The sequence below is a fragment of the Catenulispora sp. MAP12-49 genome, from assembly GCF_041262705.1.
Taxonomy (GTDB): Bacteria; Actinomycetota; Actinomycetes; order Streptomycetales; family Catenulisporaceae; genus Catenulispora.
Window position 1 is genome coordinate 15,441 of record NZ_JBGCCP010000046.1, and the last position, 14,719, is coordinate 30,159.

The 14,719-nt window shown below is 72.5% G+C and carries 14 protein-coding genes and 1 riboswitch; of the genes, 7 read left to right on the forward strand and 7 right to left on the reverse strand.

The genetic code is table 11. The features are described 5' to 3' along the window. The first annotated feature begins 123 nt into the window (after positions 1-123). A riboswitch (cyclic di-AMP (ydaO/yuaA leader) is annotated at positions 124-275 on the forward strand. A gap of 11 nt (positions 276-286) precedes the next feature. Then, the gene (locus tag ABIA35_RS43970; protein WP_370340822.1) at positions 287-1,219 is read left to right on the forward strand and encodes a transglycosylase SLT domain-containing protein; all 933 of its coding nucleotides are present in this window, start codon (positions 287-289) and stop codon (positions 1,217-1,219) included. A gap of 91 nt (positions 1,220-1,310) precedes the next feature. On the opposite strand, the gene ABIA35_RS43975 is transcribed toward ABIA35_RS43970, so the two are convergent. Next, positions 1,311-1,781, reverse strand: coding sequence for a type II toxin-antitoxin system PemK/MazF family toxin (locus ABIA35_RS43975; RefSeq protein ID WP_370340820.1), 471 nt, complete (start codon positions 1,779-1,781; stop codon positions 1,311-1,313). Here ABIA35_RS43975 and ABIA35_RS43980 point away from each other — a divergent pair. The 3 genes from ABIA35_RS43980 (at position 1,764) to ABIA35_RS43990 (ending at position 6,184) form a co-directional block, all read left to right on the forward strand. Beyond that, positions 1,764-2,825, forward strand: coding sequence for a cation:proton antiporter (locus tag ABIA35_RS43980; RefSeq protein ID WP_370361958.1), 1,062 nt, complete (start codon positions 1,764-1,766; stop codon positions 2,823-2,825). The genes ABIA35_RS43975 and ABIA35_RS43980 overlap by 18 nt on opposite strands. A gap of 129 nt (positions 2,826-2,954) precedes the next feature. Continuing rightward, positions 2,955-5,540, forward strand: a complete 2,586-nt coding sequence (locus ABIA35_RS43985) for an ABC transporter permease (RefSeq protein WP_370340816.1) — start codon at positions 2,955-2,957, stop codon at positions 5,538-5,540. After that, positions 5,540-6,184, forward strand: a complete 645-nt coding sequence (locus ABIA35_RS43990; protein WP_370340814.1) for a uridine kinase — start codon at positions 5,540-5,542, stop codon at positions 6,182-6,184. Before ABIA35_RS43985 ends, ABIA35_RS43990 begins: the two co-directional genes overlap by 1 nt. Before the next feature lie 61 nt (positions 6,185-6,245). Here ABIA35_RS43990 and ABIA35_RS43995 read toward each other — a convergent pair whose 3' ends face one another. Together ABIA35_RS43995 and ABIA35_RS44000 are read right to left on the reverse strand one after the other, a co-directional pair. Continuing rightward, complete coding sequence (locus ABIA35_RS43995; RefSeq protein ID WP_370340812.1) at positions 6,246-6,662, reverse strand: SHOCT domain-containing protein; 417 nt, start codon at positions 6,660-6,662, stop codon at positions 6,246-6,248. Positions 6,663-6,742: 80 nt separating this feature from the next. Then, positions 6,743-7,924 carry a M48 family metallopeptidase gene (locus ABIA35_RS44000; protein WP_370340810.1) on the reverse strand — a complete coding sequence of 394 codons (1,182 nt, stop codon included), beginning with the start codon at positions 7,922-7,924 and terminating at the stop codon, positions 6,743-6,745. A 35-nt stretch (positions 7,925-7,959) separates the two neighbouring features. Here ABIA35_RS44000 and ABIA35_RS44005 point away from each other — a divergent pair, with 35 nt between their 5' ends. The 3 genes from ABIA35_RS44005 (at position 7,960) to ABIA35_RS44015 (ending at position 10,871) form a co-directional block, all read left to right on the forward strand. Next, complete coding sequence (locus ABIA35_RS44005) at positions 7,960-8,886, forward strand: ADP-ribosylglycohydrolase family protein (protein ID WP_370361959.1); 927 nt, start codon at positions 7,960-7,962, stop codon at positions 8,884-8,886. Positions 8,887-9,024: 138 nt separating this feature from the next. Next, positions 9,025-10,230 carry an alpha/beta hydrolase family protein gene (locus ABIA35_RS44010; RefSeq protein ID WP_370340806.1) on the forward strand — a complete coding sequence of 402 codons (1,206 nt, stop codon included), beginning with the start codon at positions 9,025-9,027 and terminating at the stop codon, positions 10,228-10,230. A gap of 59 nt (positions 10,231-10,289) precedes the next feature. Then, positions 10,290-10,871: a DUF1707 domain-containing protein gene (locus tag ABIA35_RS44015; RefSeq protein WP_370340804.1), complete on the forward strand. Its 582-nt coding sequence runs from the start codon at positions 10,290-10,292 to the stop codon at positions 10,869-10,871. Here the strand turns inward: ABIA35_RS44015 and ABIA35_RS44020 are convergent. From ABIA35_RS44020 to ABIA35_RS44035, 4 genes are read right to left on the reverse strand one after another with little or no spacing between them, the layout of a single operon-like run. After that, positions 10,861-11,490: an NTP transferase domain-containing protein gene (locus ABIA35_RS44020; protein ID WP_370340802.1), complete on the reverse strand. Its 630-nt coding sequence runs from the start codon at positions 11,488-11,490 to the stop codon at positions 10,861-10,863. The genes ABIA35_RS44015 and ABIA35_RS44020 overlap by 11 nt on opposite strands. Positions 11,491-11,522: 32 nt before the next feature. Then, entirely contained in the window at positions 11,523-12,641 is a 1,119-nt protein-coding gene (locus tag ABIA35_RS44025; protein ID WP_370361960.1) for an XdhC family protein, read from the reverse strand. 2 nt (positions 12,642-12,643) lie between these two features. After that, on the reverse strand, positions 12,644-13,750 hold the full coding sequence (locus tag ABIA35_RS44030) for a ring-opening amidohydrolase (protein ID WP_370361961.1): 1,107 nt from the start codon (positions 13,748-13,750) through the stop codon (positions 12,644-12,646). A gap of 3 nt (positions 13,751-13,753) precedes the next feature. Next, complete coding sequence (locus tag ABIA35_RS44035) at positions 13,754-14,719, reverse strand: carbamate kinase (protein ID WP_370361962.1); 966 nt, start codon at positions 14,717-14,719, stop codon at positions 13,754-13,756.

Consider the following 14,719-nt stretch of genomic DNA (forward strand, 5'->3'; position numbering starts at 1 on the left):
AGAAGGCGCAGCTACCTAGCGCACTGTTACCTTTTCGAGACCGTCTCAGCGTGCATTTCCCCGGGTCGGCCCGCTACGGTCCCAAACCAGGCGCGCCGGTCCTAGACCCGGAAATCGGGACACCGGGCGCCTACGCCGAATCCCAAAAGCGTGCAAAGCGCCGGACGGGAACCGGGGACCCACGTCCCAATGGGGTGAATCCGCTTCCGAAGTGGTAGGGCAGCCTCTTTCGCCCGAACCCGTCAGCTAACCCGGTAGGCGGTCAAAGAGGAAGAACACAACGTAGATGCGCACTCCCCTGGTGCTCGGCCGACGTTCCCGCGGCCTGACCCTGACCGCCGCCGCCCTCGGCGCGGTTGCCGTCCCGACCCTGGCCTCGGCCGCCCCGGCGTTCGCCGCGGCCCCGCACGCCGCCCCCGTGGCCGCCCCGGCCCTGGCGCCCGCTCCGGCCTCCGCCGTGGCCGCCGCCGTCGCCGCCGCGGCTCCCGCGCCGGCCGCCGCCCCGGTCGCCGCCGCCGCCCCGAAGGCCGCCGCCGCGCCCAAGACCGACGCCCCGGCCTCGGAGAGCTACACCGTCCGCTCCGGCGACACCCTGTCCGGCATCGCCCAGGCCAAGCTCGGCGACGGCAGCAAGTACCCGGAGATCTTCAAGCTCAACACGAGCAAGGCCCAGGCCGACGGCCGCAAGCTGTCGGACCCGAACCTGATCGTCACCGGCTGGGTCCTGAACCTGCCGGGCGCGAACGGCACCGCGGCCCCGGCCTCGACCTCGAACCAGCCGGTCGTGGAGTCCGCGCCGGTGAAGTCGACCCAGTCGACGCAGACCACGAAGACCCAGAGCGTGACCACGTCCTCGGCTTCGACCGGCACGTACGCGAACAACCTGGACGGCTGGATCAAGCAGGCCATCTCGATCCTGAACGCGCACGGCTACTACGTCTCGTACAACGCGATCTACCAGACCGTGATGCACGAGTCGGCGGGCAACCCGAGCGCCACCAACGGCTGGGACTCCAACGCCGCCGCCGGCCACCCGTCGATCGGCCTGATGCAGACCATCCAGCCGACCTTCAACGCCTACGCGCTGCCGGGCTACGGCGACATCTACAACCCGGTGGCCAACATCATCGCCGGCGTCCGCTACGCGGCGGCCGTCTACGGCTCGCTGGACTCCGTCGTCGCGGCGCGCTGCGGCGGCTCCTGCTGGTTCGGGTACTAAACCCGGACCGGTTCCCCGGTTCCGCCTGTGTTGACAACCGAAAGCCCCCGAACGGATTCCGTTCGGGGGCTTCGGCCTGTGCCCGGAAGGTCTAGTAGCCCTCGCCGGTCCAGCCGTAGCGCTTGTGCAGGTGGCCTATGACGTTGTCGAAGTCGCCGCGGTCCAGCGCGTGCCCCTCGCGGCGGATGCCCTCCGGGTGCACCCGCACCACGCGGTCGATCACGGCCCAGGACTCGCGGGCGTCGCGGTCCCACCCGCCGGTGCCGATGCTGACCCAGTTCTCGGCGTCCTCGTGCCACTTGCTGGTCAGCTTGATCGCCAGGAAGTTGCCGGTCGCCTTGCCGCGCGCCACCAGCAGGACCGGCCGGTCCTTGCCGCGGCCGTCGTGCTCCTCGTAGGGGACCCAGGTCCAGACGATCTCACCGGGGTCCGGGTGGTGGTCCTCCTCCGGATCCCACTCGGTGTGGACCGCGCCGATCTTGTGCGGGTCGATCTCGATCGTGTCGAAGGGCGGGAACCGGCCGGGCGAGTTCCCCCACTGGTCATGCTCATGCTCTGCCATGGCGCCGAACTATGCCAAAAGAGTGAGCACGGCCGCCAACCACCGGCTCTCCCGGCTCGACGCGCCCCGGGCCCGGACAATCCGAGCGGCGGGCCGCTGAACCGGCCGCTGGCCGGCTGGGCCGTCTCGGTGGTGCTCGGCGTCGGCTTCGGCGTGCTGGCGGCGCCCTCGGCGAAGAGCGGCGTGATCATCGGCATCGCGCTGAGCACCACCGCGCTGGGCACGATCCTGCCGGTGCTGCGCGACACCGGCGAGGTCGGCACGCCGCTGGGCGTCGCGGTGATGGCGGTCGGCGCGGTCGGGGAGTTCGCGCCGATCATCGCCATGACGCTGTTCCTGGACGGCCGCAAGCCCGGCCAGGCGATGGTCTACCTGACCGCGTTCGTGCTGATCGCCGGCGCCGGGATCCTGGTGGCGGTGCGCGGGGAGCACGCCGCGCTGAACCGACTGGCCGACGTCACGATGGAGACCTCCGGGCAGTTCGCGGTCCGGCTGGTGATCGGGCTCCTGATGGCGATGATCGGGGCGACCCTGGCCCTGGGAGTGGACATGCTGCTCGGCGCGTTCGCGGCCGGCGTCATCATGCGGATCCTGTTCCACAGCGGCACCCCGGAGCGCACCGAGCGGATCACGGCGAAACTGGAGGCGATCGGGTTCGGCTTCCTGATCCCGGTCTTCTTCATCGAGACCGGGATCGGCTACGACCTCAAGGCCCTGACCTCGAACTGGGCCACGCTCGGGCTGGTCCCGCTGTTCCTGGGGATGTTCCTGCTCACCCGGGGCGTGCCGAGCTTCCTGACCGCGCCGCCGGGGATGGCCGCCCGGAGCCGCCGCGCCCTGGCCCTGTACGCGGCCACCGGCCTGCCGCTGGTCGTGGCCGTCACCGCGATCGGCGTGGAGCGCGGGACGCTCAAGACCTCGACCGCCGCCGCGATGGTCGGCGCGGGGATGCTGTCGGTGCTGCTCTACCCCTTCCTCGCGCTGAAGGTGAGCGGAGACACCCGAACCTCGCGGGGCGCGCAGGAAGCGGCCGAGAGCTGGTGACGCGACCGGCGGCTACGACCGTGGTCGGACACCGGGCGCCGCGACCCCCTCCGACCGGACGATGCGCACCCCGCCCCGGGCACGCCAGGATAGTTACGATGATCCGGTGGACCCACTGAGGATGTGCGCATGCCGAAGGTAGTGCTGGCCGGGCTGCGCGCCGACGCGGTGCGCCTGGCCCTGACCTGCCTGTCGATCGTGCTGGGCATCGCCTTCGTGACCGGGACTTTCCTGCTCTCGGGGTCCATCAACCAGGCGTTCGACTACGGGTACGCGCGCGCCGCGCGGAACGTGGACGTCGCGGTGCAGCAGACCGGCTCGGCCGTCTACGCCAACACCACCGCGCCGCCGACGCCTCCCTCCCTGCTCACGCAGTCGGTCGTGGACCAGATCCAGGCCAAGGTCGGCTCCGAAGCGGTGGTCAGCGGCCAGGTGAAGGGCCCGGCCCCGCTGCTGGACGCCAACGGCCAGGCGATGCGCACCGACGGCCTGACCGGCAACGCCGTCGCCTTCCCCGCCGACCCCGCGCTGTATCCGGGCGACATCGTCGCCGGCACCGGGCCCAAGGGCCCCGACGACGCGGTCGTCGACAAGGACACCGCCGCCGAGCACAAGCTCCAGGTCGGGCAGACGATCCGGGTCGTGGACCACGACTCGACGGTCCGCTCCTTCCGGCTGGTCGGCATCGCGGAGTACGGCGTCGACAACCGGGCCAACGGCTGGACCCTGGTCGGGCTGCTGCCGCAGACGGTCCTGCAGGTCACCGGCAAGACCAGCTACGACGAGATCGACCTGCACGCCGCCGGCGGCGCCTCGCAGCAGCACCTGGCCGACCAGGCCGGCGCGGCGGTCGGCGGGCAGCCGCGGTTCACGGTCCTGACCGGCGCCCAGTACACCAAGGCCGTGCTGGAGCACCGCGCCTCGATCGCCGGGAACGTGCCGCAGATCCTGGAGGTCTTCGGCGCGGTGGCGCTGCTGGTCGCGGCGTTCGTCATCTACAACACGTTCACGATCCTGGTGGCCCAGCGGATCCGGCAGGTGGCGCTGCTGCGCTGCATCGGCGCCGGCAAGGGGCAGGTGTTCGGCGCGACGGTGGCCGAGGCGGCGCTGGTCGGGCTGGTCGGCTCGGCCCTGGGCGTGCTGGCCGGGATCGGGGTGGCCCAGGGGCTGCACGCGGTGGTCGCCGCGACGAGTTCGACCACCCTGCCGCCCGGCGGGATCGTGGTGTCCGGCGGGGTGATCGCGCTGGGCCTGGCGGTCGGGTTCGCGGTCACGATCTTCTCGGCGGCGCTGCCGGCGCGCGCCGCGACGAACGTGCCGCCGGTGGAGGCGCTGCGCACGCAGCAGGAGGTGAAGACCACGCAGGGCCGGATCGGCCGGACCCGGGCGCTGGTCGCCGTGGGCCTGGGCGTGGTCGGGATCATGCTGGCCGCCCTGGGCACCGCGCAGCACGACCTGCTGGGCGGGGTGAAGCTGATCGGCGGCGGCGGCGCCCTGGTGTTCGCCGGGCTGATCGTCGCCGGCCCCCTGATCGTCGGGCCGATGATCTGGGCCCTGGGCTGGCTGCCGGGCCGGTACTTCGGCACCCCGACCAAGCTGGCCGGCTCCAACGCCCGCCGCAACCCCGGCCGGGTCGCGGCCACCACCGCGGCGCTGACCATCGGCGTGACGCTGATGTCGCTGTTCACGGTCACGCAGCACTCGGTGACGGCGACCCAGTCGCAGTGGATCGACTCGCACAACCCCTACGACTACTCCGTGGACCCGCCGGGCTCGGGCCAGACGGTGCCGTTCCAGGTCGCCGACCAGCTGCGGGCCAAGCCGGAGCTGGGGCACGTGGCGGCGGTGGACGGGACGAAGGCTTCGCTGAACGGGACCTCGGTGGACGTCGGGGCGGTGGAGTCCTCGGCCTACGGCACCTTGTTCAAGCCGGTCGTGAAATCCGGCTCGCTGGCGGACTTCGGGCCGGGCACGGTCGCGCTGTCGAACGAGATGGCCGATGCCCAGCACGTGAAGGTCGGCGACACGATCACGGTGCAGACCCCGCAGTCCGGTCCGCTGACCGGCAAGGTCGCGGTGATCTACCAGGTCTTCACCGGCCACGGCATCGACTGGTACGACGTGCTGCTGCCGCGGGCGCAGTTCCTGGCCACGTTCAAGCCGCTGGGCGACACGCAGGTGCGGGTCCTGGCCGCGCCGGGAGTCCCGACGGTCCAGTCGCGGGCGGCGGTGGACTCGGTGGTGTCGCAGTACCCGTTCCTGCACACCGGGAGCCTGGCGGAGAAGAAGGACTCGCTGACCGGCAGCGCCGACGCGACCCTGAAGCTGTTCACGGCGATGCTGGGGCTGGCCGTGGTGATCGCGGTGCTGGGCATCGCCAACACGCTGTCGCTGTCGGTCGTGGAGCGCACGCGCGAGTCGGCGCTGCTGCGGGCGCTGGGGCTCTCGCGCGGTCAGTTGCGGCGGATGCTGTCGGTGGAGGCGGTGCTGATGTCGGCGGTCGGGGCGCTGATGGGGGTCGCGCTGGGGGTCGGGATCGCCGCGGCGCTGGAGGCGCTGATCGGGCGGGTCGAGGGCGGCGCGGTGCTGTCGGTGCCGATGATCACGCTGGCCGGGTATGTGCTGCTGGCGGCGGTGGCGGGGCTGGCGGCCTCGGTGCTGCCGGGGCGGCGGGCGGCCTCGGTGTCGATCGTCGCGGCGATCGCGGATTCGTGATGCGGGCGGAGCCCATCTCGCCGGCGCGGCTGGCCACACGCATCGCGAACCTGGTGGCCGCGCACGAGCCGGAGCGGCGCCGCCTCAAGGATCCCTGGACCCGGCTGGCGATCGACGGCGCGCCGGGGTCGGGCACGGCGGAGGTGGCGGCGGCCGTCGAGCGGGTGCTGGCCGGCGACGGCCGCCCGACGCTGCGGATCTCGGCCGGCGACTTCCTGCGGCCGCGCTCGCTGCGGCTGGAGCACGGCCGGGAGGATCCGGACGTCTTCTACGCCGAGTGGCTGGACCTCAACGGTTTGAGGCGCGAGGTGTTCGGCCCGCTCGAGCCGGGCGGTTCCGGGCGCGTTCTCCCCACCCTGTGGAACGCCGAGCGCGATCGCGCCAGTCGCGCGCAGTACGTCGAGGTGCCGCCGGACGGCGTGCTGATCGTCGAGGGCACGTTCCTGATGGGGATCGGGCTGCCCTTCGATGTCGAGGTGCATCTGTGGCTTTCCCGCGGGGCGCTGGAGCGGCGCACGCCCGAGGATCTGGCGTGGACGCTACCGGCGTACGCGCGGTACGACGCCGAGGCCGATCCATCGCGTGCCGCGTCCCTGACGGCACGGATGGACGACCCTCGGCATCCGGCACTGCTGTTCGTCTGACCTGGCTGTCACGACCTGTCGGACGTCTTGTTCCCACCGGATCCTTCGCCTCCGCCGGCTCTCACTCCGGCGGAGGCGGAGGCTGCTGCGGCGCTGCCGGCGGTGGTGCCGGAGGCGTCGGGGGCGTCGGGGGTGGTGCCGGTGAAGCCGGCGAAGCCGGTGGCGCGGCTTGCGCCGCCATCGGCCGGTCCCCTCGCAACACCCCGAGCCGGGCCCGGTACTCGTTCTCGTCGATCTGGCCATGGGCGAACCGCTCTGCCAGGATCTGCTCGGCGGAGACCGTCCCCGTCCCGCCGTACGCCTGGGCCGGGCGCTGTGCCGTCATCGATCCGCGGTGCGTGAAGCTGCGCACCAACCACACGACCGCCATGATGACCAGCGCCCAGAGTGCGATCATGAACAGCACCCAGAGCAGCCACCCTCCCCATCCGAGGCCCTCGTGGAAATGGCGCCCGCCAACGTAGTAACGGGGATCCATGGGCCTCCACCTCCTTCACCCTTCTGTAGATGTCACTCCGTGTCCCACTTTCAATTCTCGCCCCGATCCTTAGACCCCGCTTAGAGGGACTTAGGAATAGGCACCCCTGTTTCCGCAGCCCAGCGGCGTGCGTGGGCGATGCGGTCGGGGATCGGCGGGTGGGTGTAGCGCAGGATGACCTCCCAGCGGCGGGGTTCCAGGTCGGCGATGTTCTGGACGGCCAGGGCGCGTTCCATGCGCACGATGGTGTCGGGAGCACGGAACAGGTCCAGGGCGTAGCCGTCGGCGCGGGCCTCGATGTGGCGGCTGAAGGCCAGTCCCCACGGCTCGCCGACCAGCCCGATCACCACCAGCACGGCCCGGACCAGGGCCTGCGAGCGCGGGTCGGCGGCGTGCGCGACCCCGGCGGCGTCCAGCAGCGGCGACCAGTGCAGCGCCGCGGCCAGGACCGCGACGCCCAGCGCCGCCCCGACCGCCGCGAAGACGGTGCCGACCAGTACGTCGCGCCGGGCGGCGTGGCCGAGTTCGTGGGCGGCGATCGCGGCGACCTCGTCGGTGTCCAGGCTGTCGGTGGTGGTGTCCCAGACGACCAGGCGGCGGGTCTTGCCGAAGCCGGAGACGTAGGCGTTGGCGGCCGTGGTCCGCTTGGAGCTGTCGCTGACCAGGATGTCCCTGACCGGCACGCCGGACTGCTCGACGAGCGCCATCAGCCGATCGCGCAGCGGGCCCTCGGGCAGCGGCTTGAACTTGTTGAACAACGGCTCGATCAGCACCGGCATGATGAAGGAGCCGAGCACCGCGAGCACCGCGGCGGCCAGCGCCGCCCAGACCCACCAGGCACCGCCGCCATTGCGCAGGAGCGCGTAGAACGCGATGACCGCAGCCGCGGTGAGGACCGCGCCGATGACGAACCCCTTGGCCGTGTCGGCGGCGAACAACCCCCAGCCGCGCTTGGACAGCCCCCAGCGGCGGCTGACGGTCTCGCCCCACATGCTCAGCGGTATCCGGATCACCAGCCCGAGCAGCGACAGCGCGACGCTGCCGAGCAACGCCGTGGCCACCCACCCGCCGCCGCCGATGTCGCCGGCGGCCTCGACCAGCCCGGCGCCGGCCGGCGTCAGGCCGAGGACCAGCGGGACGGCCAGGCCGACGAGCATCGACGTCAGGCGCAGGGGGCGGACGTCGCGCTTGTAGGCGCGGGCGCGCTCGATCTGCTCGGGGGTGAAGTCCCGGGCGACGGAATCCTTGGCGGCGATATCCACGTGTCCAGTCTCCTCCGCGCAAGTACCTTGAGCGCATGTCCGACGCTTACGACACAGGGGATGCCTCGGCCGCCTTCGCCAGCCTGCGCGGCCTGGCGCTCGGCGACTGCTTCGGGGAACGCTGGTTCTTCCGCCGGCGGCAAGAGGCGATCGAGATGGTCCGGCACCGTACGACGCCCGAGGACCAGCCGTGGCACTGGACGGACGACACCGCCATGGCGCTGGCGTTGCTCCGGGTGCTGACACAGCAGGGGACGATCGACCAGCAGGACCTGGCGGTCTCCTTCGCGGACGAATACACGGCGGATCCCTACCGGAAGTTCGGGAGCGGCATGCATCAGTTGCTCCCGAAGCTGCGCGAGGATCCGGGGAACTGGGCTACGTACGCGAGGACCCTGTTCGGCGGGGAGGGCAGTTTGGGGAACGGGGCGGCGATGCGCGTGGCGCCGCTTGGCGCCTGGTTCCGGCGCGATCCGGAGCAGGCCGTCGCACAGGCGGTACTGTCCGCCGAGGTCACGCATGCGCACGAAGAGGGGATCGCGGGCGGGGTGGCGGTCGCGGCGGCAGCGGCTCTGGCCGCGGGATCGGCGGATGCTGATGTGGTCCCGGCGCCGCACGCTTTCCTGAGTGCGACCGCGGACCTGACCCCGCCCGGCGTGATCCGCGACGGGCTGCTGCAGGCCGCCGACCTCCCGCCGGACACCCCGGTGCCGGAAGCCGCCGCCCTCCTCGGCAGCGGGAAGCGGATCCGCGCGAGCGACACGGTGCCCTTCGCCGCCTGGACCGCGGCGCACCACCTCGACGACCTCACCGACGCGCTGTGGACCACCGCCGAGGGCTTCGGCGACGTCGACACCACCTGTGCCATCACCGGCGGGATCGTCGCGGCGCGCACCGGGCTGCGCGGGGTGTCGGCGCGGTGGCTGGAGCTGGCGGAGGCGTTGCCGGAGTGGGTCGGGTAGCGACCGGTCAGCCGTGGCCCCACCTCAAGGTGTCCGCCGCGCGGATGAGCGGGCGTCCGCCTTGTGGATGACAGGGCACGAATATTGCCTTCCGCAGGTTGATTCGGCTGCCGCCACCGCCGCCGTAGCGTCGAGGACATGGCACTTCATCGTCGTATCAGCGTCACCGCGGTCCTGGCCCTGGCCGCGACCATCGCCACGACCGGGGCCGCGGTGGCCGCCACCGCCACGCCGCCGTCCGCCGCCGCGCGGGCCGGCGTCGTCACCTCAGTGGCGGCCACCACCGGCAAGCCGGCCGCCGCTCCCGTGTTCCAGGGCTCGCTGCCCGCCCCGACCGGACGCTTCGCCGCCGGCGAGGACGTCATCCACCTCACCGACTTCGGCCGGACCGATCCGTGGGTGCCCTCGGCCGGGCCCCGGCAGCTCACCGTCTCCATGTTCTATCCGGCGGTCGCCGGGACCGGTACGCAAGCCCCTTACATGACGCTCGCCGAGGCGGCCGGCTTCATCCAGTACCGGGTGCCGCCGAACACCGGCATCACCGCGCAGGAGCTGTCCGACGTCACCACGCACGCCTACACCGCCGCGCGAGCAGTGCACGGCAAGTACCCGCTCGTGGTGCTCTCCCCCGGGTTCGAGAACCCGCGCACCACGCTCACCTCGCTGGCGACCGAGCTGGCCAGTCACGGGTACGTGGTGGCGCTCGTCGGCCACACGTACGAGGACAGCGGCGAGACCTTGGGGAACGGCCAGACGCCGCCGTGCGCGATCTGCGACGGCAGCAGCCCGACCGCGCCCAGCCCGGACGACATCACCGCCAGCCGCGCGAAGGACGTCTCCTTCGTCATCGACCAGCTGACGCGCGGCGGCGGCTGCGCGTGGCGCCTGAGCGGCCTGATCGACAAGCACAGCATCGGCATGGCCGGGCACTCGATCGGCGGGGCGGCCACCGTGGACACGATGATCGCCGATCCGCGGGTGCTCGCCGGGGTGAACCTGGACGGCACGTTCTTCCCGGTCCCGGCCGCCGGCCAGATCAAGCGCCCGTACCTGATGATGAGCCACGGGCTCCAGGACCCGACCTGGACGCAGACCTACGCGAACCTCGGCGGCTACAAGCGCTGGCTGGACGTCGCAGGCTCCAGCCACGCCACGTTCACCGACATCCCGCTGCTCGCGCAGGAGGCCGGGATCCCCGAGCCGCCCGGCATCGACCCGCTGCGCGGCACCGTGATCACCCGGGAGTACGTGACCGCCTTCTTCGACCAGTCCCTCAAGGGGATCCACCAGCCGCTGCTCGACGGCCCCACGCCGGGCAACCCCGACGTGCTCTTCCAGTACTAGTCTCTTTCGCGGAAGGGTTGCGGGGCCTCATGGGGGCCGGCTCGGTTGGGGGATTTGCGATGGTTGACGACAGGCGGCTCCGCATGCGCGTCTCGGACTCCGAGCGCCAGGCCGTGGTCGAGACGCTGAAGCAGGCGCTGGACGACGGCCGGCTGAAGATGGACGAGTACGTCGAGCGCATGGAGAAGGCCTACGAGGCCGTCACCATCGGCGATCTGGAGCTGCTGCACGACGACCTGCCCCACGGCGCCGTGGCCCGGCCGGCCCCGGTCGCCTCGGCGGGGGCGCCGGCGTTCGCGCCGGCCCCGCCGACCACTCCCCCGCCGGCCCCCGCCCCGCATCCGGTGTACGTCGTGCCCACGCCCGCCGCGCCTCCGACCCCGCACCCGGGCATCCGCGGCGCGTACGTCGACCTGCCGGGCGGGCTGAAGGTGCTGTGGACGATCCTGTCGGCCGCGGTCGCCATCAACATCGTGGTGTGGGTGCTGGTCGGCATCACCACCGTGTCGTTCCCGTACCCGTGGCCGCTGTGGGTCGCGGGGCCCGCGGGCGCGGCGCTGACCGGCATCTCGGTGCCGGTGCTCCAGTCGCGGCGGGCACGCTGGGAGAGGCAGCGGCACCAGCTGCCGCCTAGGGGCTGAGGCGCCGCAGGGCCTCGACGGTGTCGACGTCGTCGGGACGGCCGGTATCGGTGCAGTCCACCGCGACGACGTCGTCCCGTTCGGCAAGGAACGCCCGCGCTCCGGCGTCGCCGGTCAGCGTGGGAAGCACGGCGCTGACAGCTTCACGTCCGAACAGGACGGGATGCGCGCGGCGGCCCTCGTACGTCGCGACGGCGATAGCGGCCCCATCGCGCCAGGCCTCGATGACGCGCTCCACCGCCTCGGCGCCGATGAGCGGCTGGTCGACGAGGGTCACCACGACGGCCCCGGCGTCGCGCGCCGCGGACAGCCCGGCGCGCAGCGAACTGCCCATGCCGGTGTCCCAGTCCGCGTTGAGGACGAGGATCGCATGGTGTACGGCACCGATGTCCTGCGCGCCGACGACCACCAGCACGCGATCGCAGCCGCCGGCGGTGAGCGTGGCCACGGCCCGGTCCACGAGGCGCTCGCCCTGGTAGCGCGCGACGGCTTTGCCGCCGCCGAAGCGGGTGGCGGCGCCGGCGGCGAGGACCACACCGACGACGGCGGACGGTCCGTACCGGCCGGGCAGGTGCCGGCGGGAGTGCGGGTGGGGGATCATCGAGAGAGCTGTGTTCATCGGTGAATCCGTGCTCATCGATGAATTTGTGTTCATCGATGAATCCTCCCGCTCGTCGCCCGCAGGGGTTCGCCGCTTCCCCGCCGCCGCGCCGCGATCAGTTCCGCGGCGATCGACACCGCCGTCTCGGCGGGTGTCGAGGCACCCAGATCCAGCCCGATCGGCGCCGAGAGCCGGGCGATTTCGTGGTCTGTGACGCCTGCCTGCCGCAGCCGCTGTTCCCTGTCCTCACACGTGCGCCGCGAACCCATCGCGCCAACGTAGACCGCCTCGGAGCGCAACGCCACTTCCAGGGCGGGGACATCGAATTTCGGGTCGTGTGTCAGGACGCAGACGGCGGTCCGCCCGTCGATCGAGGTCGCCTCCAAGTACTGGTGCGGCCAGGCGACCACCACCTCGTGCGCGTCGGGGAAGCGCTCGGCCGTGGCGAACACCGGCCGGGCGTCGCAGACCGTCACCCGGTAGCCGAGGAAGCGGCCGACGGTGGCCAGCGACGCGGCGTAGTCCAGGGCGCCGAGGATGATCAGGCGGGGCTGCGCCGCCACCACGTTGAAGAACACTGTCACGCCGTCGGGCGCGTCCCACGCCGCGGCCTCCGCCGCCGGGCGCGGGCAGCCGTCCAGCCCGTACCGGCGCACCGCCGGCTCCCCGGTGTCGACCAGGGCGTCGGCGTCGCGCGCCACGACGTCGGCCAGGTCCGCGTAGCCGTTCGCGCGCAGCACGTCGCCGTGGTGCAGCCCGACCAGCTCCGGCGGGCCGGCGACCACCGTCACCACCGCCGCTCCGGAGCCGTGCTCGACCGCGGCGCGGACCCGGTCCAGACGCGCGGCCGCGGCGGCCCCCGGCTCGATGAACACCGCCAGGGTGCCGCCGCAGATCAGGCCGACCGCGTCGGCGTCGGACAGTCCGTAGGTGACCAGCCGGGGCCGGCCCTCGTCCAGGACGTCGACCGCGGTCTCGATCACCGCGGCCTCGACACAGCCCCCCGACACGCTGCCGATCACCTCCTCCGGCACCCCGCCGACCATCCGCACCGCCATCGCCGCGCCGGTCTCGCGCGGGCCGCCGCCCTCGGCGGCGACCACCGTGGCCAGCACGAACGGCTCCCCGGCGGCATGCCAGGCGAGCACAGCGGGCAGCAGGTCGCGCACCGTCAGACTCCCGGGCCCACATCCACGATCGCCGCCACCGGTCCGCCGCCGTCAGGGCCCTGATGCGCGGCCGAGACCGAGACGAAGACCGCCGGGTCGCCGGTCACCGACGCCGCGACGCCGCCGACACAGGCCTTGATCTGCCGGTGCCAGTGCACGTCGGAGTCGTCGAGCATGGCGTTGCGCCGGCCGCGCACCATCCCGTCGGTGCCGGCCTCGCACTTGAGGAAGACGTTCACCAGCCGGCCGTCCAGGTCCTCGGAGCGCGGCCGCTCCGGCAGCTCCAGGCCGGCCGCGCGGATCGCGTCCCAGATGCCGTCGGCGTCCAGGGCGTCGTTCATCACCGCGTGCCCGATGCGATAGCGGCCGCCGACCCCGGAGGCGTTGCCGACCACGACGACCTGCGCGCGGTCCAGCTCGACGCCCGAGGAGCAGGACGCGACGGAGGAATACAGGGCCCTGTCATGCAGCACCGCCTCGTCCGAGGGCATCTCGACCTCGCCGAGCGCGACCGCGATCCCCAGGGCGGTGCAGCCGTTGGACAGGTCCATCGACTCGTGGGTGTGCTCGGTCCACACCGACTGGCCGCGCTCCTTGGCCTCGCGGATGGTCTGGATCGTCAGCAGCGGGGTCTTGGTCTGCACATAGTGCACGTCCGCCGGATCCTCGATGCCGGCGCGCTTCATCGCCTCGTGGACCGCCTCGGCGACCTTCGTGATCATCGCCGAGCGGCCGATCTCCTCGGGCAGCAGCGGCGCGCTCATCGCGAAGCCGACGGTCAGCCGCGGCTCGTCGCAGGGCTCGGCATCGGTGGTCGCGAAGATGGTCGCGTGCGGCGACAGCACCCCGTCGGTGCCGCCGGACCACACGATCGGCACCTGCCCGACCTCCTCCTCGCTGCGCGTCCCGAGGCGCATCAGCGTCTCGCGGAACGCGCGGTCGGCGATGATGCGCGTGTAGTCGTTGACGCCGCCGTTGCCCTCGGTCTTGCCGACGACCGCCACCACCCGGTCGGCCTCCACCACCCCGGCGGTGATCAGCTCGGCCAACCCCGACGCGTCGCTGACGTGTCGCAACGGCACCTTCCGGACCTCGATCGCCTCAGGCACTTTTCACTCCTTTTCCACTACGGTTCCGGCCTTCCCAAAAACGGCCTCACGAATGCACCCCAGCGCGGTGACGACAGCCCGCCGCCCGCCGCCCTCCACGAACCGGCACGCCGCCTCCGCCTTCGGCGCCATGCTCCCGCCGCCGAACTCCCCGGCCGCCAGATGCGCACGAAGCTCGGCCACACCGATCCGCTTCAGGGCCCTGGCATCGGGCGCGCCGAAGTGGAGGAACATGTGGTCGACGTCCGTGGCGATGACGAGCTGGTCGGCGGCCACGGAGCGGGCCAGCAGGACGGCTGAGAGGTCCTTGTCGATGACCGCCTCGACGCCTTGGACGCCTTGGACGCCTGGGACGCCTGGGACGCCCTCGCCCGACAGGCCGCGCACCATCGGGATCCCGCCGCCTCCGCACGCCACCACCACGTACCCGGCGTCGATCAGGGCTTTCGCGGCGGGCGCGTCGAGGATCTCGAGCGGCTCGGGCGAGGCCACCACCCGGCGCCAGCCGCGCTCGCCGCGGTCCTCCCAGGTCTGGCCGTGCGCGGCCATCGCGGCGGCCTGCTCGGCGGGCAGGTAGCGGCCGATCGGCTTGGTCGGGCGGGTGAAGCCGCGGTCGTCGGCGTCGACCAGCGTGCGCGTCACGACCGCCGCGACCGGTGTGGCCAGGCCCCGCGCCGCCAGCGCCCGCTCCAGCGCGCTGACGATCACGAAGCCGAGCGTCCCCTGGGTCTGCGCGCCGCACCAGTCCAGCGGCACCGGCGGGACCACGTGCGCGGCCAGCTCGTTCTTCACCAGCAGATTGCCGACCTGCGGGCCGTTGCCGTGGGTCAGCACCACCTCGACGCCGGCGGCGACCAGATCGGCGACCGCCTCCATCGCCACGCCGACCGCCGCGATCTGGTCCTCCGGACGCGCCCGGCCGTCCGGCGCGGTCATGGCGTTGCCGCCGAGCGCGATCAGGGTCCGCAT